The sequence below is a fragment of the Anoxybacillus sp. ST70 genome, from assembly GCF_019553625.1.
In the GTDB taxonomy this organism is placed as follows: Bacteria; Bacillota; Bacilli; order Bacillales; family Anoxybacillaceae; genus Anoxybacillus; species Anoxybacillus gonensis.
Genome location: NZ_JAHZOF010000006.1, coordinates 124,155 through 142,096, shown reverse-complemented (window position 1 = coordinate 142,096; position 17,942 = coordinate 124,155). Strand labels below are relative to the sequence as shown.

Annotated in this window: 15 protein-coding genes; 10 read left to right on the top strand and 5 right to left on the bottom strand. The window is 41.4% G+C overall.

The genetic code is table 11. The features are described from left to right. Nucleotides 1-56 precede the first annotated feature (56 nt). From K1I43_RS09915 to K1I43_RS09895, 5 genes are all read left to right on the top strand, one after another. On the top strand, nucleotides 57-1,979 hold the full coding sequence (locus K1I43_RS09915) for a FapA family protein (RefSeq protein ID WP_019417778.1): 1,923 nt from the start codon (nucleotides 57-59) through the stop codon (nucleotides 1,977-1,979). 115 nt (nucleotides 1,980-2,094) lie between these two features. Then, a complete protein-coding gene (locus K1I43_RS09910) occupies nucleotides 2,095-4,071 on the top strand; it encodes an acetoacetate--CoA ligase (RefSeq protein ID WP_019417777.1) in 1,977 nt (658 codons plus the stop codon). Between the two features lie 102 nt (nucleotides 4,072-4,173). Next, nucleotides 4,174-4,560 carry a MerR family transcriptional regulator gene (locus K1I43_RS09905; RefSeq protein WP_009361384.1) on the top strand — a complete coding sequence of 129 codons (387 nt, stop codon included), beginning with the start codon at nucleotides 4,174-4,176 and terminating at the stop codon, nucleotides 4,558-4,560. Then, nucleotides 4,557-6,068, top strand: a complete 1,512-nt coding sequence (locus K1I43_RS09900; RefSeq protein WP_026011696.1) for a class I adenylate-forming enzyme family protein — start codon at nucleotides 4,557-4,559, stop codon at nucleotides 6,066-6,068. The genes K1I43_RS09905 and K1I43_RS09900 overlap by 4 nt, the downstream gene beginning before the upstream one ends. Continuing rightward, nucleotides 6,065-7,735, top strand: a complete 1,671-nt coding sequence (locus K1I43_RS09895) for an acyl-CoA dehydrogenase family protein (protein WP_019417775.1) — start codon at nucleotides 6,065-6,067, stop codon at nucleotides 7,733-7,735. The genes K1I43_RS09900 and K1I43_RS09895 overlap by 4 nt, the downstream gene beginning before the upstream one ends. A 34-nt stretch (nucleotides 7,736-7,769) precedes the next feature. Here the strand turns inward: K1I43_RS09895 and trhA are convergent, their stop codons facing one another. Continuing rightward, nucleotides 7,770-8,405 (bottom strand): PAQR family membrane homeostasis protein TrhA, encoded by a 636-nt coding sequence (gene trhA / locus K1I43_RS09890; RefSeq protein ID WP_026011695.1) that lies wholly within the window; start codon nucleotides 8,403-8,405, stop codon nucleotides 7,770-7,772. Between the two features lie 115 nt (nucleotides 8,406-8,520). Between trhA and K1I43_RS09885 the strand changes: the two genes are divergently transcribed. Together K1I43_RS09885 and trpB are read left to right on the top strand one after the other, a co-directional pair. Further along, nucleotides 8,521-9,447, top strand: coding sequence for an alpha/beta hydrolase (locus K1I43_RS09885; RefSeq protein WP_026011694.1), 927 nt, complete (start codon nucleotides 8,521-8,523; stop codon nucleotides 9,445-9,447). A 78-nt stretch (nucleotides 9,448-9,525) separates the two neighbouring features. After that, complete coding sequence (trpB, locus tag K1I43_RS09880; protein ID WP_019417772.1) at nucleotides 9,526-10,689, top strand: tryptophan synthase subunit beta; 1,164 nt, start codon at nucleotides 9,526-9,528, stop codon at nucleotides 10,687-10,689. Between the two features lie 43 nt (nucleotides 10,690-10,732). Here trpB and K1I43_RS09875 read toward each other — a convergent pair whose 3' ends face one another. The 3 genes from K1I43_RS09875 to K1I43_RS09865 all read right to left on the bottom strand — a co-directional run bounded on the left by K1I43_RS09875 (nucleotide 10,733) and on the right by K1I43_RS09865 (nucleotide 13,317). After that, entirely contained in the window at nucleotides 10,733-11,128 is a 396-nt protein-coding gene (locus K1I43_RS09875) for a hypothetical protein (protein ID WP_009361378.1), read from the bottom strand. Between the two features lie 143 nt (nucleotides 11,129-11,271). Further along, nucleotides 11,272-11,868 (bottom strand): nucleotidyl cyclase domain-containing protein, encoded by a 597-nt coding sequence (locus K1I43_RS09870; protein ID WP_019417770.1) that lies wholly within the window; start codon nucleotides 11,866-11,868, stop codon nucleotides 11,272-11,274. Nucleotides 11,869-11,964: 96 nt separating this feature from the next. Further along, nucleotides 11,965-13,317, bottom strand: coding sequence for a YjiH family protein (locus tag K1I43_RS09865; RefSeq protein ID WP_009361376.1), 1,353 nt, complete (start codon nucleotides 13,315-13,317; stop codon nucleotides 11,965-11,967). Nucleotides 13,318-13,678: 361 nt separating this feature from the next. Between K1I43_RS09865 and K1I43_RS09860 the strand changes: the two genes are divergently transcribed. Continuing rightward, complete coding sequence (locus K1I43_RS09860; RefSeq protein ID WP_009361375.1) at nucleotides 13,679-14,647, top strand: YbgA family protein; 969 nt, start codon at nucleotides 13,679-13,681, stop codon at nucleotides 14,645-14,647. A 16-nt stretch (nucleotides 14,648-14,663) separates the two neighbouring features. On the opposite strand, the gene K1I43_RS09855 is transcribed toward K1I43_RS09860, so the two are convergent. Further along, complete coding sequence (locus K1I43_RS09855; RefSeq protein ID WP_026011693.1) at nucleotides 14,664-15,989, bottom strand: APC family permease; 1,326 nt, start codon at nucleotides 15,987-15,989, stop codon at nucleotides 14,664-14,666. A gap of 300 nt (nucleotides 15,990-16,289) precedes the next feature. Here K1I43_RS09855 and K1I43_RS09850 point away from each other — a divergent pair, with 300 nt between their 5' ends. Together K1I43_RS09850 and K1I43_RS09845 are read left to right on the top strand one after the other, a co-directional pair. Further along, the gene (locus K1I43_RS09850; protein ID WP_019417767.1) at nucleotides 16,290-17,195 is read left to right on the top strand and encodes a metal ABC transporter solute-binding protein, Zn/Mn family; all 906 of its coding nucleotides are present in this window, start codon (nucleotides 16,290-16,292) and stop codon (nucleotides 17,193-17,195) included. Nucleotides 17,196-17,197: 2 nt separating this feature from the next. Beyond that, nucleotides 17,198-17,938: a metal ABC transporter ATP-binding protein gene (locus K1I43_RS09845; protein ID WP_019417766.1), complete on the top strand. Its 741-nt coding sequence runs from the start codon at nucleotides 17,198-17,200 to the stop codon at nucleotides 17,936-17,938. Nucleotides 17,939-17,942 lie beyond the last annotated feature (4 nt).

Sequence of the window (17,942 nt, the reverse complement as noted above, 5' to 3'; positions counted from 1 at the left end):
TTTTTACTATTATAATAAAAATAATAGGAAATGATAAGGGAAAAGGTGGGGAAAAAATGGATGGCATCGAAGTAAAAGGACAAACGGTAGAAGAAGCGATTGAAGAAGGGCTAAAACAACTTCAAGTCACGCGCGAAGATGTTGTCATCGAAATCGTGCAACAAGAGCGTAAAAAGTTGTTTGGTATCGTTTCGCAACCTGCTATTGTCCGATTAACAAAAAAACAACAAACCGAATCAGTTATCCAAAAAATAGAAGGTAAAGCGTGGATAAAAGACGGTGTTTTACATTATGAATGTGTGCATGTAGGTCCAACGATTATTGTTGGTGAAGGAGTCATCTGTTTACATAACGGAAAAGCCATCGAAGGAAGTATAACGCTACAAGAAGGAGACGACGTTCGCATTTATCCAAAAGAAGAAAGCGTCGCACAATCTGTTTGGAAAATTCACATAGATGCTAAAAAGCTAGAGGCAACGTTGACGTTTGCGCCAGGTGTAAGGCGCCGATATGTACTTGAAGATCAGCAACCAGCTAGCAAATTACATATACAAGCGAAAATGGACACAGAACTCATCTACGATGTATCATATGAGGAAGTGGTGGCGAAACTCCAAGAATTAGGCATTGTGTATGGTGTGAATGAAGAAGCTATTCGAGAGGCGTTGCAGGCAGAGAAAAAAATAACGGCTGTGATCGCAAAAGGAATTGAACCAATCGAAGGAAAAGACGGTTGGGTGGAAGTGAAAGTAGGGGAGGGAAAAAAAAAGCCAAAAGTTCGTGAAGACGGGACGGTTGATTACAGGGAGATAGAAACGATTGCGACTGTCGGTGAAGGAGATTTAATTGCTGTTGTTCATCCACCGCAACAAGGGAAACCAGGGTTAACAGTGACAAACGAAGTCATTCCTGTGAAAGAAGTGCATCCGGTAACGATTAAACTTGGTAAAGGGGTAACAATGGATGAGAATCGCATTTTAGCTATACAGGGGGGACGACCGCAAATTGCAAAAAAAGGAAAAACGGTTATCGTTTCCATTATTCCAAAGCTCGTTCATCAAGGGGATGTGGATTTATCAATAGGAAACATTCATTTTAAAGGTGATGTTGAAATTACAGGAAGTGTTCAAGAAGAAATGGTTGTTGAGGCACTTGGTAGCATTATGATTTTACAAAATGTCAATCGAGCAAAAATTCGTGCACAACAATCGATTTTTATTCAACAAAACGTCATTGGCGGTACAGTGACATCAGGCGAAAATAAAATGCTTGTTACACAGCTTGTTGGTTTATTACAACAAATTCGCCATTCACTCGAGCGAATGATTGTTGCTATTCAACAACTCATGGTCATGTCTAAAATTCGTGAACAAGATATTTATCCAATTACGAAAAAGTTGATGGAAAGTAAATTTAAAACAATGATGGAGGCGATGAAACAGTATAAAACAATGTGTGAGCAAAAGCGGGAACAAATCGGCGAACAATGGTTTGATATCGGTTCACAGTTGGACAGCTGTTTGCTTGCGGATCGTCCGAATCATTTTCATTGTTTAGAAGGGATGGCAAATTTATTGCGTGAACTTAATACGTTTATCGGACAATATGACCGTGAAGAGAATGATGCGATTGAGCTTTCTTATGCCTTGAATAGCGTCATTCATGGAAGTGGTGATGTAATTGTGACAGGAAAAGGATGTTACAATTGCAATATTTATGCGGGTGGGACATTGATAGTTCATGGGGTAGTGCGCGGTGGAGAAGCGTATGCTCAAAAAGGAATGAAAGTGAAAGAAGTCGGATCTTCACTCGGTGTTAAGACCGTATTGGCTGTGCCAAAAGGGGAGATCATTTATATTGAACACGCACGGGAAGGAACTGTTGTGCAATTCGGTAAAAGGACGTATACGTTTTATGAAGAAAAAAAATATGTTGAAATGAAATGGGACGATGAACGTCAAGAAATTGTATTTGGATAAAAAGGCGCAGTGGCAATAAACGCCATGCGTCTTTTTATATATTTTTTCATCTATACATATAGTATAATAAAAATGTTCTTAATTTTCTTTCTTTTTAAAAAGGGGAGGTTGGAAAATGAAAGCGGTTACGGATGGGGATGTTTTATGGACACCAACGAAAGAACAAATCGAACAATCAAGTGTAAAAAAGTATATGAATTGGTTAGAAGCGAATAAAGGGTTGACGTTTGAGTCGCATGCGGAGCTATGGAAATGGTCAGTCGAGAAACTTGAGCAATTTTGGGAAACGGTGTGGGAATATGGGGAGATTCAATCGTCCGCGCCTTATACGTGCGTCCTTGAGGAGCGTAAAATGCCGAGAGCAAACTGGTTTCCAGGAGCACGGTTAAACTATGCGGAACATATTTTTCGTAACATGCAGAAGAAGCCAGCACTTTTGTTTCGTTCTGAGCGCGTTTCACTGCGTGAAGTGACGTGGGAAGAGTTAAAACAACAAACGGCGGCGGTCGCTTCGGCACTAAAAAAACTTGGCGTAAAACAAGGCGATCGCGTTGTTGCTTATATGCCGAACATTCCCGAGACAGTCGTTGCGTTTTTGGCGTGCGCGAGCATTGGCGCCATTTGGTCTAGTTGTTCGCCAGATTTTGGCGCCAATAGCGTCATCGACCGCTTCCAACAAATTGAACCGACCATTTTATTTGCGGTGGACGGTTGCCAATATAACGGAAAAACGTTCGACAAAGTGCCTACTGTTAAGGAATTACAAGAAAAATTGCCATCGTTAAAAAAGACGATTGTCGTTCCGTATTTGCGTGACGATGTGAAAGCGTGGGACGAGTCTGTTTTATTATGGACGGATATGTTGCAAGAAGAAGGCGAACTTGTGTATGAACAAGTGCCGTTTGCTCATCCGCTTTGGATTTTATATTCTTCCGGTACGACGGGATTGCCAAAACCGATTGTACAAGGACATGGTGGCATTTTATTAGAGCATGTAAAAATTTTATCCATTGAATGTAATCTTACACGCGATAGCACGTTTTTTTGGTTTACGACGACTGGTTGGATGATGTGGAACTTTTTAGTTGGCGGGCTGTTAGTCGGGGCAACAGTCGTGCTTTACGACGGAAGCCCGACGTTTCCAGATGCGAACGTGTTATGGGAACTTGTCGAAAAAGCAAAAATCACCCATTTTGGCACAAGCGCAGCGTTTATTAACGTCTGCATGAAACAAGGCATCAAGCCGAAAGACACTTACGATCTTTCTCCGTTGCAAGCGGTTCTGTCGACCGGATCGCCGCTGACGACCGAAGGGTTTCTTTGGGTATATGAACATGTGAAAGATGTTTGGCTCGTTTCATGCAGTGGCGGAACGGATGTATGCACCGCATTTGTCGGTGGGTCGCCGATGCTACCCGTTCGTGCCGGCATGCTGCAATGTCGTTCGCTTGGGGCTAACGTACAGGCGTTTGATGAACACGGCCATTCGTTGATCAACGAAGTCGGGGAATTAGTTATCACGGAACCGATGCCGTCGATGCCGCTCTTTTTCTGGAACGACGAAAACGACCGCCGCTATCTCGAAAGCTATTTTGATACGTATCCAGGCGTGTGGAAACATGGGGACTGGATTAAAATTGACGACGAAGGAAGCTGCGTCATTTACGGCCGTTCCGATTCGACGATTAACCGTGCGGGCGTGCGGATGGGCACGAGCGAGATTTATCGTGCTGTTGAAACGGTTGAAGGAATTCTCGACAGCTTAGTCATTGACTTAGAAGTGATGGGGCGGAAATCGTTTATGCCATTGTTTGTCGTCCTTCAGCCAGGGGTAGAGCTAGACGATGCGTTAAAACAACGAGTGAAAGAAGCTATTAAAGCGCACGTATCGCCGCGCTTTATTCCGGATGCGATTTACCAAGTCGACCAAATCCCAAAAACGTTAAACGGAAAGAAAATGGAGATTCCTATTCGTAAAATTTTATTAGGCTTCCCCCTCGAAAAAGCGGTGAACGTCGGCTCAATGGCAAACCCTGAAGCACTTTCTTTCTTTGTTGAACTTGCAAAGCAATGGGAACATTCAAATGTCTAGTCAAGAGGCGCCATTTGTGAAAGGCGCCTCTTTTTTTCGTTGACTTTTACGTAAACGTAAACTAAAATAAAATTCAGAAAATTAAAAATAAAGGTGAAGAGGATGGACTATTATACGATCTCCCAACTTGCAGAGCAGTTTGATGTTAGCACACGAACGATTCGCTATTATGAAGAGCGTGGGCTCATTTCACCCATTCGCAATGAGTCAGGCCAGCGGCTGTATACAAAAAAGGATCGCGCTGTCTTAAAGCTTATTTTACGTGGGAAACGGTTCGGTTTTTCATTAGATGAAATTCATGAAATGATTAGCTTGTTTGATAACGATCGCACCGGTCGAAAACAGCTTGAAAAAACAATCGCATATGGCGAGCAAAAGTTAAAGGAGGTGACGGAACGGATTGAGGATTTAATGCAGTTAAAACAAGAAATGGAGTCGATTTTGACGGACTTTCGTGAACGATTACAAAAACTGGAGGGAAGCGAATGAACATTTCTGAGTTGTTAGCGCGCAATGCGCGAAAGTTTCCGAATAAAATAGCAATAATTGATGGCGATGTATCGTTTTCTTATCAAGAAGTAGATGATACAGTTAATCGTCTCGCCTCTTCGCTCGCTTCGCTAGGCATCACACAAGGTGATAAAGTCGTATTGTATATGCCGAACACGAAAGAGTTTGTATATGCATATTTTGCTGTCTTGCGACTTGGCGCGATTATCGTGCCCGTCCATGCGCGACTAACTGCCCAAGAAGTGCAATATATTATCGAACATAGTGAAGCAAAAGCTGTCATTGCGCACGATTGGATTTATGAAGAACTTGCCTCGCTTGTGCATACGGTTGACGTCATTTGGGTGAAAACAGGGGAAGCGACAGACGGTTGGCGTTCGCTCACGCAACTCATTGCAAACGGCTATACGTCCCCCATCGTTTGTCCGCTGAACGAAGATGACGAAGCAACGATTTTATACACGTCAGGAACGACAGGCCGCCCAAAAGGGGTCTTGTTCACGTACCGCAATATTTTAGCTGTCGCAACGATGATGGCGCTCGAAACGAAAATGGATAAACATAGCCGCCTATTGCATATGATGCCGCTTAGCCATTCCGCACCACTTCATTTATTTTTTATCGGCGGCATGTACGTCGGGGCCACCCATGTGTTATCAGCAACGTTTTCCCCAGAAGCATTGCTACAACTGATTACGAAACACGAAATTACCCACTTTTTCGGAGCACCAGTCGCTTATTTACTCACGGCACAACATCCACGCCTTCACGAATACGATTTATCGTCCGTCCAATATTGGACGTATGGCGGCGCACCGCTATCGGCAAAGGAAGTGCAATTTGTCGCCAAACAGTTTCGCACCGATCGACTCATGTGTTTGTATGGACTAACGGAAGCCGGTCCGAACGGGACGTATTTATCGCCAGAAGAACATGCGACAAAGGCAGGGAGCGTGGGCAAAGATGCTGCCCTTCATTGCGAAGTGAAAATTGTCGATGAACACGGCAAAGAAGTTCCACCTGGCGAAATCGGTGAAGTCGTCTTAGCTGGAGAAGGCATTATGAAAGGCTATTATAAAGACGAAGAAAAAACAGCGGAAACGGTGAAAAACGGCTGGCTATATACAGGCGATTTAGCGCGCCGTGACGAAGATGGGTACATTTGGATCGTTGACAGAAAAAAAGATATGATCATTTCCGGCGGGGTGAACATTTGCCCAAAAGAAGTGGAAGATGCGCTAAAACTGCATCCAGCGATTGTCGATGTGGCGGTTGTTGGTGTGCCGCATCGTGAATGGGGTGAAACGGTGAAAGCGTTTGTTGTAACAAAAGAGCCAATTGAGCAGCTTGCGGAAGAATGTAAACGTTTTCTTTCGGATAAACTTGCAGACTATAAAATTCCAAAACTATACGAAGCCATTCATGAACTGCCGCGCAATGCGACAGGGAAAATATTAAAACAAGTGTTAAGGGGGGATCGATCATGAAACGGCTACAAGAAGTTGATCCGAACTTACTTGCTAATTTAAAAAAATATTTAGACGAAGAATTTTTTGCGTATGCGGAAGAAGAGTTAGAGAAGTTTTGGCAACGTTGCATGACCGATATCGACCGACGCGCGGTACATACAGACCGCGAAGGCCAGCCACGGCTTATCAAATATGACCGTTTTGGCAACGATATTTCTGAAATATGGGTGAACGAAGGATATAAGCAAACGGTGAAAGAAACGTATGAAACAGGCATTGTCGGCTATGTTCATAAGCCAATCCCCGCGCTTGGTCGCGTTGGAAACTATATTTATTCCTATGCCCAAGGCTATTTGTTATCACAAGTCGAACCAGGCTTTTATTGCCCGGTGACGCTCACGATGGCAACGGCATACGTGTTAGAGCATTTTGCTGACGAACGAATCAAAGCGAAATATTTGCCGCACGTCATTTCGACAGGAGAAGTTGAGTTGTATGAAGGAGCGACGTTTTTAACGGAACGGCAAGGTGGTTCTGATGTTGGCGCCAATGAAGTGCGCGCCGTTTTATGCGGCGACCACTATAAAATTTATGGAGAAAAATATTTTGCGAGCAACGCTGGCATGTGTGGTGTAGCCTTAGTGCTTGCCCGCATCGACGGAAGCGAGCCGGGGACGAAAGGACTTAGTTTATTTTTAGTGCCGTGGCGTAATGATGACGGCACATTAAATGGCATTCACATTCGCCGCCTCAAAGATAAACTTGGCGTTCGTGCTGTGCCGTCAGCGGAAGTCGTATTTGAAGGGGCAAAAGCTTATTTAATTGGCGATGGGAAAAAAGGGTTTTATTATATGATGGAAGCGCTCAACTTATCGCGTGTCTGCAATGCCGTCGCCTCGATTGGCATCATGAAGCGAGCGCTAGAAGAAGCGAAGCAATATGCGCTAAATCGACAAGCATTTGGGCATACACTTACATCGTATCCGATGGTGAAAGAAACGCTAGCGAACTTAACGGCGCGTCAAGAAGTACAAACGAGCGCTTGCTTTGAGTTAATTTCCTTTTTTGACCGTGTGATGCGTGCGCCAGATCAAGCGTCTGAGCAAGAGAAAGCATGGAATCGCTTATTAATTGCGCTTTTAAAAATGCGTACAGCCGAAGAAGCGATTGCATTTGCCCATGAAGCGATTGAAATGCACGGTGGCAACGGCTATATCGAGGATTTTGTTGCGCCGCGTTTGCTTCGAGATGCCCAAGTGTTGACGGTGTGGGAAGGAACAGCAAACATTTTAGGACTGGAAGTGTTGCGTCTTATTCGCAAATATCATATTCATGAAACATTTATTCAAACAATAAGTGAACAACTAGCTGCACTTCCTAGCGAAATACGCCCATTTGCCAAACCGGTCGAAAGCGGGCTGCGTGAATTGGTTCAGTCGCTCCAAAAACTGCACGGACAACGAGAAGACGTGCAAACGTATCACGCTAAAAAAATCGCCAACCGCCTTTGCGACTTGTATGTAAGCGCCGTCGCGTTAAAAGAAGCACAAGAAAGCGAACGAAAACAAATCATCGCCCGCCTTTTCCTACAGCATATTTGGGGAAGCGATTTATTCGATGACGAGATGTTACCGGCTCGTCATTTTGATTTAGTAATGAATGAAACGAGGGAAGTCGAAGTATAAAGAAAAAGGCAAGGAGCCAAGTCGGTTCCTTGCCTTATAGCAATACAAACACCGCGAAAAAGTGCGCGACAGATCCTCCTAACACAAACATATGCCAAACGGCATGATGAAATTTAAACCCTCGCCATACGTAAAAAAGCGCACCGATCGTATATAAAATGCCACCGCTCACTAAATACACAACTCCTTCTCGGGAAAGACCGGAAACGAGCGGTTGCCATGCAAACACAATTAACCAGCCCATCACAACATAAATCATCGTTGAAGTGTATAAAAAGCGATTGACGAAAAAGCATTTAAATACTGTTCCGATGAGTGCCAACCCCCAGACGATGCCAAACAGCGTCCAACCGATTGCTCCTTTCACTGCTAAAAATAAAAACGGTGTATACGTGCCTGCAATAAAAAAGTAAATGGCCGAGTGGTCGAAAATTTCGAATATCCGTTTCCATCGTCCTTCTGGCAAGGCGTGCACGATTGTCGATGATAAATACAAAATCAACATCGTGGTTCCAAATAACGTAAAACTGACAATGTGCCACGCATTTCCGTGCAGTGAAGCAAAAACGGTAAGCACGACGAGCGCTGCGATACTAAATAGTGCACCGATCCCATGCGTAATTGCATGAACGATTTCTTCTTCTTTCGTAAATGTATGTGTAAAAGCCAACAGTCTCATTCCTTTCGCGAAAGACATTTTGTTTATTGTATCACATCGAAAGACATTTTTGTTCATTGTTGTTTTCGTTCGCGATATAATGGGAAAAAAGAGAGGGGTGAGGACGATGCAAATACAGGTGGAAAGGCAACGAAATACAAAAAAATGGCTCGTTCCGTCGTTGATCAGTGTCTTGTTGCTTGTGGCTGTAGCTTGCGTTGCCATTTCGATTTATGTCGGCTGGAATTTGACGCACAAAGAGCGAAAAGCGGTTGTTGAGACACCAAAAGACTACGGAATGGCTTATCAAGATGTGACATTTACAAGTAAAGACGAAGGTTTGAAGCTGAAAGGCTGGGTCATAGAACCGACGAAACAAGCGAAAATGACCGTTATTTTTTCGCACGGTTATGGCGGCAATCGCTATGAACCAAACGTGCCGTTTTTCCCAATTGCTAAAGCACTAATGGACGAAGGGTATCGCGTCATCATGTTTGATTTTCGTGCCAGCGGCGAATCGGAAGGGGAGATGACAACGATTGGCGCGAAAGAAAAATACGATTTGCTCGGTGTTATCGATTACGCGAAAAAACATTATTCCGAACCAATTGTGCTTTACGGAGTGTCCATGGGGGCAGCAACGTCGATTTTAGCCGCAAGTATGGATGAAGATGTGCAAGCGGTTATTGCCGACAGTGCGTTTAGCGATTTAGAAGGATATTTGCGGACATATATGCCTGTATGGACGAACTTACCAAACGTGCCGTTTACGTACTTAATCATTACCCTTATTCCGATGATTACTGATTTAGATCCAGCGGAATCCGTTCCGATTCAAGCGGTCGATGCGATTGCGCCGCGTCCCATTTTATTCATTCATAGCAAAGCTGACCCGTCCATCCCACATGAAGAAAGTGTAAAAATGTATAACAAACATCCAGACGTATTTGAACTTTGGCTCACCGACAAAGCGAAACATGTGAAAAGTTTTGCGATGTATAAAGATGAATATATTCAGCATATGTTAACATTTTTAGAAAAAGTGAAAGAATAAAATTCTGAATATTCATTGACTTCTGATAAAAAGATAGGTATGCTTGTAGTAAATTTGAAAATAGAGAGGGGAAAGAAGATGAGCGTAGTTGAGCAGAGAAGAGGGTATTTCGGAGAATTTGGTGGAAGTTTTGTACCACCGGCGTTACAGGAAGTGTTAGACTATTTAGAGACACAGTTTTTAAGATACAAGGACGATCCTACATTTCATGAGGAATTTACGTTTTATTTAAAAGAGTACGTCGGACGAGAAAATCCGCTCACGTTTGCTTCAAGGTTAACTGAAAAACTTGGTGGAGCGAAAATTTATTTAAAACGAGAAGATTTAAATCATACCGGTTCCCATAAAATTAACAATGTCATCGGGCAAATTTTATTAGCGAGACGAATGGGTGCTAAGCGTATTATTGCTGAAACAGGAGCAGGACAGCACGGTGTGGCGACAGCGACAGCTTGTGCAATGTTTGGGATGGATTGTGTGATTTATATGGGGGAAGAAGATACGAGACGGCAAGCATTAAACGTTTTTCGGATGGAGCTGTTAGGGGCGAAAGTCGTTTCTGTATCAAAGGGACAAGGAAGATTGAAAGATGCAGTTGATGAGGCGTTAAACGACTATGTCCAAAACTATGAACATACATTTTATTTGCTTGGCTCAGCGGTTGGACCACATCCGTATCCGACGATCGTGAAGCATTTCCAGTCTATTATTAGTGAAGAAAGTAAGCGGCAAATGATCGAGAAAGAAGGACGTTTGCCCGATGTCGTGATCGCTTGTGTAGGTGGTGGCAGTAATGCCATTGGTGCTTTTGCTCATTATATCGATGAACCGAGTGTGCGCTTAATCGGTGTCGAACCTGAGCGGGCCGCTACGCTCACAAAAGGCGTTCCTGCGGTCATTCATGGTTTTAAATGTCTCGTCTTGCTTGATGAAGAAGGAAATCCACAACCAACATATTCTATTGCCGCGGGACTTGATTATCCGGGAATCGGACCAGAACATAGTTTTTTAAAAACATCAAGTCGGGCGGAATATTATACGGTCACGAACGAGGAAGTATTAGAAGCATTTCAAACGCTTTCAAAAACAGAAGGAATTATACCGGCTTTAGAGAGTGCTCATGCCGTTGCATATGCAATGAAATTGGCTCCGACGCTTAATTCTGATCAAATCATGATCGTCAACTTATCGGGGCGTGGCGATAAAGATGTCGAGCAAGTGTTTCATATGTTGAGAAGTTAGCCAAAAAAACGTCGTTCCGCGTGATAGGAACGACGTTTTTTTGTTAATTTGCCTTTTTTAACATGTGCAATTCTTCTTCTGTGCGTGCAATACGACCAAGCTGATAGTCGAGTCGTTCGTGAATGTAAGCGATGTCCTGTTTTGTGGCCATTTCTCCTCGGATGTGAGCAATTTCATGGCGCATTGCATCTTGAATGCTACGTTGCTCTAGCTGGTTGTCTCGGATGGCTTTAATCATTGCTGTATTTTCCTTCATTTGCTCTTTCAACCAACGAATATCTTCGTCATGTCTATGAACGATTGCTTTTAATTCACCAATTTCTTGTTTCATTGTCTGAATCTCTTGCTTCATTGTCTGAATCTCTTGTTTCATCCATTGCATGTCTTCTGCTAAGTTTTGAACGAGGTTAACAAGTTGAAGGAGAAGTTGTTCTTGCACGCCTGATTCACCTACCTTTCATCTTAGGGGTATATGGCATTTCTGGCGAGGAATATGAAGAGGAATGTGGTGAAATGCCTTTGTCGTCATCTTATCATAATTTGTCGAAATGGACAAACTATTTTTTATATATGTTGAACCGCTTATTTTGTCGTCCGTGTAGCATACATGCGCTCTTTTGCGACTTGTAAAAGCTGCTGCAATTGCTCTCCTTCGACCGGATATGTCGCATAACCGACAAGAAAAGATACGGGGCTATTTTGTTTGATTCGTTCAATCATTGTAGACGGTTTCACAGCATTTTCGACAGCAATGATCAAGTATTCATCATTTGACCATTTAGCGATGATGTCACTTTTTCGTGTTTCTTCGACTAAAAGTTGTTCAAATGCTGCTTTTTGTTGTGGTTGGCTATTTTGTTTCGTACGGAGTAAATAAATGGTTAACCGACTATCCGGATCACGATCAACGAGTGCTGCGATTTTTTCAAATGTACTTGTAGCAAAGTCTTTGCTTTTTAGCTGATATATTAAATCTTTGACGCAAGTTTTTCGATCATAACGATTACCAAAATAAATACCTACAATGGTTTGGAATACATAAAAACCGACGACAACATATAATTCCGTTCCATGTAATTGTGTTACATCAATCGTATCACTCATAGCGATCGCTTCCGAAAATAATACAAGTTGACTAATGAATAAACCGATTGTTTTTCCCATATGTTTCTTAAACATATATTGTCACCTCTCTGTATATTATGAAACAATCGTGCTATTGGGTTGGACAAATGAGGGAAAAATAAAAAAGGGCGAGACGATCGCCCTTTTACTTTAAAAGATGAAATGCGCTATAAAAACGATAATTGGCAATGTAATGAGTGTGCGAAGCAAGAAAATAACAACTAAATCTTTAAACGTAATTGGTAGTTTAGATGCGAGCAGCAATCCACCTACTTCAGACATATAAATCAGCTGTGTTACGGAAACGCAAGCAATAACGAAGCGAGTAAATTCACTTTCAATGCCGCTACCGATAATGGCAGGTAAAAACATGTCTGCAAAGCCAACAACCATCGTTTGTGCAGCAGCTGATGCTTCTGGTACTTGTAGGAGTGTCAAAAGTGGTACAAACGGTTTACCGAGCCATTCAAACACCGGTGTTGTTTCGGCAATAATTAATGCAACTGTTCCAATCGCCATGACGACAGGTAATACACCTAACCACATATCAATGACTGTTTGGATGCCGTTTTTTAACAGTTTGCCCATATCGCTATTGCGCTTAGCAACGTCTGTTGCTTGTTTTAGTCCCCATTGAAAAGGTGTGTACCCAGCTGGTACTGTTTCATCGACTGGTACGTGATGTTCATGATAATACGTATCTGGCTTTTTAGATAATGGCGGGATACGCGGCATAATGATCGCTGCTACGAGACCGGCAACGACGATAGTAAAATAGTACGCTCCAAACATATGTTCAAGCTTCATATACGTAATGACGACAATGCTAAATGTAATTGAAACGACAGAGAAGGTTGTTCCGATCACTGCTGCCTCTCGCTTCGTATAAAAGCCGTCTTCATATTGCTTATTCGTTAACAACACGCCAATTGTTCCATCTCCTAACCAAGAAGCGATACAGTCGATAGATGAACGACCAGGTAATTTAAATACGGGACGCATAATTTTTGTTAAAAGTGCACCACACAATTCGAGTAAGCCGAAATCTAAAAGTAACGGCAAAAATAATCCTGCAAATAAAAAGACAGAAAACAAAATTGGAATTAAACTATATAACAACAAAGCACCTGTATTTTCTGACCATACCCATTCTGGACCAATTTTCCATAATGTCATTGCCCCTAAAATTGTACCAACGATACGGGCAACGACAAACAAACCATTAACATCAAATAGTCGACGAAGAAACGAGCTATTCATTATAAAAGAAGGCTGTGCTATTTTTGTGATAATTGTGCCAATCGTTGCGATAAACATAAATAAAACAGAGATGGCTGGGATGACAGAAACAAAATTCCCTTCGACCCACTTCGCTAAAATGGCTACAGGAATAGTCATTTCACTTTTATAAGGGACAGGAATCATAAAAAGAAATACACCAATAAGTGATGGAACGAGAAATTTTAGTATGTCAGTAAGCTTGTGTGATTGAGTATGATTCATTTTTAAAAACCACCTTTCCACTACATATTTTGAAAGCGGATACATAACATTACTACTATCGTAATATAAAAATAAAAATAGTCAATATAACAAAATGATTCAGAAATATAAATTATTTTGCATGGATGTATAAATATAAAAGTGTACACTTATATACATACAAAATTATGAATTAATAACGATTTTAATATTGCAAAATAAGCAACATAAAGCATAATAAAACAAAATAAACATATAATCAATCATTTTTTTGTATAAACGTTCAAATTCGAAATTTTTTGTTTTTGTAAGCACATCGATGCGTGTATTTTTTTTGTTTGTGCGATATGATAAGCAAAAACAAGCAAAGGAGGAATAACAGATGTGGCATTATGCAAAACCAATCGTCGTTGTTAGTGAATGTCTCGGTTTTTCTCCTTGTCGGTATAACGGTGATCAACTAAACGATGAAGTAGTACATAAGCTCGCGCCATTTGTGCAATTTATTCCTGTTTGTCCCGAAGTTCGCATTGGGCTTGGTACGCCACGTGAGACGATTCGGCTCGTTCAAGACGGAGAACAAGTGCGGCTTGTCCAACCATCGACCGAAATGGATATAACCGAGCGAATGAACGAGTTTTCTGCTTCGTTTTTAACGCAATTAACGAATGTAGACGGTTTTATTTTAAAAAGTCGGTCGCCATCGTGTGGAATGAAAGATGTCAAAATATATCGTAGTGAACAAAAAGGACCTGCATCAGGAAAGGGAAGCGGGATGTTTGCGAAACATGTGTTACAAATGTTTGCACATAAAGCTGTGGAAGAAGAAGGGAGATTGACGAACTTTGTTATTCGAGAACATTTTTTGACGAAGTTATTTACACTTGCTTTGTTTCGAGAGGTCAAAGAGTCAAAATCACATCATCGTCTCGTTGAGTTTCATGCGGAGCATAAATATTTATTTATGGCGTATCATCAACAAAAATTGAAACAATTAGGAAACATTGTTGCGAATCGAGATCGTTTACCGATGGAAGAAGTATTTTTACATTATGAACAAACATTATATGAACTGTTTGCCCGTCGCTCACGCCGGAATTCAAACATAAATGTTTGTGAACATATGATCGGTTATTTTAAACATGAATTAAGCGGCGATGAAAAACGTTATGTCCATGAGTTGTTACAAAAATATCGCGCGGGCAAGTTACCGCTAAGTAGTGTGACAACGGTCATTCGTTCGTGGGCCATTCGTTATCAAAATAAATATTTACTGAAACAACGATATTTTCAGCCTTATCCAGAACCATTGCTTGATGTGACGGACTCTGGAAAAGGGAGAGACTATTGAAAAAAGCGACAAAGGATTATCCTTGTCGCTTTTTCGTCATAGCATAATACACTGGGATACCAGATAACGTCACAACAATCGATAAAAACGTATCTAACGGTGCATGAAGTACTGTACTCATAATAATATATGCTGTGCCGACAATCGCGACGATTGGAGTAAATGGATAAAGTGGCACTCGATATAATGGTTCGTTAGATAATGGTTTGTTAAATAAGGATGATTTCCGTAATAAAAATACCGCATAAAAGGCAAAACCATAAAATAAAAAGACGCTAAAAATAGCAATATCCGTTAAGCGATCCGCATTTCCAAGCAACATCATGACAATGGCAATTGCCATTTGTGCAAGTGTCGCAAAGACAGGTGTACGCCATGTTGGATGAATATGAGCCAAATATTTAGAAAAAGGAAACAAACCATCTGTTGCCATAGCAAATGGCATACGTGGAAATGTAAGTATTTTTCCATTTAAACAGCCGAAAATAGAAATTAAAATACCAATAGCAATAAATTTCCCACCGAATGCCCCAAATAAAATGGTCGCCGCTTCGCTTGCTGCATTCGGTCCAAGTGCAACAATTTCATCGGCACGAAGCACATGAAGCAATGCTACATTCACAGCCACGTAGGCAAACATGACGATAAGAATACCAGTGATAATCGCTTTTGGTAACGTTTTTGCTGGATTTTTCATTTCACCAGCAACAAATCCAACGTTCATCCATCCGTCATACGCCCACAATGTTGCTAGAACAGCAGCTCCCATACTGATCGTTTGGCTGTTTCCACTATCCATGTTGAAAATAGGTACATTCCCCTTTACTACTCCAAAAATAATAATAAGAAAAATAGGCAATAGTTTCGCCGCAGTTAACACACTTTGAACCATTCCACCAAACTGCGAACCAAGCATATTCACAACGGATAAAAACAAGACCGCAATGATTCCAATCCAAAGCTCACTTTCTTTTGGTAGAGCAAAAACACCTGCAAACAATGCACCAAAATACAACCCTAGTGCACCGATGACGGCAGGACCGTAAATGATTGTTTGCATCCATCCACATAAAAATCCCCAAAACCGTCCATACACTTTTTCGATATACACATACAATCCACCTGTTTCAGGAATTTTTGAACTTACTTCTGCAATCGTTAACCCACTTGCTAAAGTAATGATGCCGCCGATGATCCATGCGAGAAGAGCAAGTGTAGAATTTCCAGTTGAGTCGATGACGATCGCTGGTTTCATAAAAATGCCTGAACCAATGACTGTGCCGATGACAATGGTTGTAGCTGTCATAAAGCCGATGCTGCGTTTTAATTCTGTGTTCATCATGTTGTTCACCTCTAAAGGACAAATGTTTTTTTGTGTCGAACAATCGCTATTATAGCATGAGATGAAGAAAAAATTCTTTTTTTGAAAATTAAAACATTGACACGATAGAAGGAAACGAATAAGATAAAATTAAAGTTGGTTTAAAGAAACTTTTTTAACCTTAATCATCATTGTTTGCTTGTTCCACATGTCACAACATTTTTTGCTTATGCATATGATGGGCGGCAAACAAATTTTTTTGACTTTATTTTGCATTAAGGAAACTTTTATACCTTTATACAACTTTCGAGGAGGATGCATATGAAAAAGTGGATAGTTGTGTGGACTGCTTTATTATTGTTGTTTGGGTGTGAAACGAAAGAACATAAAAAAGACGTCATCTATATTGTCGCTACGACAGGGCAAATTGCTGATCTAGTTGAACGTGTCGGAGGAGAGCATGTTCATGTAGAAGCATTAATGGGGCCAGGGGTAGATCCGCATTTGTATAAAGCGACACAAGGAGATATTCAAAAGCTAAGTCAAGCAGACGTCATTTTTTATAACGGTCTTCATTTAGAAGGGAAACTAGGGGAAATATTTTCTAAAATGTCAAAAACGAAAAAGGTTGTCCCAATCAGTGAAGCAATTCCAAAAGAAAAATTAATTGACGTAGATGGAGTATATGATCCGCATATATGGTTTGACCTTGATTTATGGAGCTATGCTGTTCGAACAGTAAAGGATGAGTTAAGTGCGATCGATCCGAAACATAAACAAACTTACGAAGAACGAGCAGAAGAATATATCTCCCAACTGATGAAATTAAAAGAAGAAGCAAAACGAGAAATCAGCTCTATTCCAAAGCAGCAGCGTGTTTTAATTACAGCGCACGATGCCTTTCATTATTTTGGGCGTGCATATGATATTGAAGTAGTTGGATTGCAAGGATTAAGTACGGATGCAGAATATGGACTAAAAGATGTGCAACAACTTGTTGATTTAATCGTGTCTCGAAATATTCAAGCGGTGTTTGTGGAAAGTAGTGTATCGAAAAAAGCGATCGAAGCAGTTGTCGAGGGAGCGAAACAGCGTGGACATCATGTCTCGATTGGTGGGGAGCTCTTTTCAGATGCGCTCGGGCGAAAAGGGACAGAAGAAGGAACATTCATTGGTATGTATCGTTACAATGTCAAAACGATTACACAAGCGTTGAAAGGGGAATGAAGATGAATCCGTTAGTTGTAGAACAAATGACAGTTGCATATGACCGGCAGCTTGTATTGGAGAATGTGTCGTTTTCTGTTCCTGAAGGAAAGTTAGTCGGGGTGATCGGCCCAAACGGAGCGGGAAAATCAACGTTAATGAAAGCAATGTTAAATTTTATTCCGCGCATGCACGGACATGTTTTCGTATACGGTCAACCATATGAAAAGCAACGCCATCTTGTTGGATATGTTCCACAACGAAATTCGGTCGATTGGGATTTTCCGACGAATGCGCTTGACGTCGTATTAATGGGGAGATACGGTCATATCGGATTATGGAAACGACCGAGAAAAGAAGACATAGATATGGCTATGCAATGTTTAGATAAAGTTGGCATGTTGCCGTATGCAAAGCGACAAATTAGCCAATTATCTGGTGGGCAACAACAACGTGTATTTTTGGCGCGTGCGCTAGCACAAGACGCTTCCATTTATTTTATGGATGAACCGTTTGTTGGGGTAGATGCAGCCACAGAAAAAGCGATTGTCCAACTGTTAAATGAATTAAAAACGCGTGGAAAAACAGTATTAGTCGTTCATCATGATTTGCAAACGGTACGGGATTATTTTGATTACGTTTTACTGCTAAATAAACGTGTCGTTGCATTTGGAGAGACAGAAAGTGTATTTACGTATGACCATATTCAAAAAACGTATGGTGGAAAAGTGACTTTTCTTTCTTCCACACATATTGTGGGGTGAATAG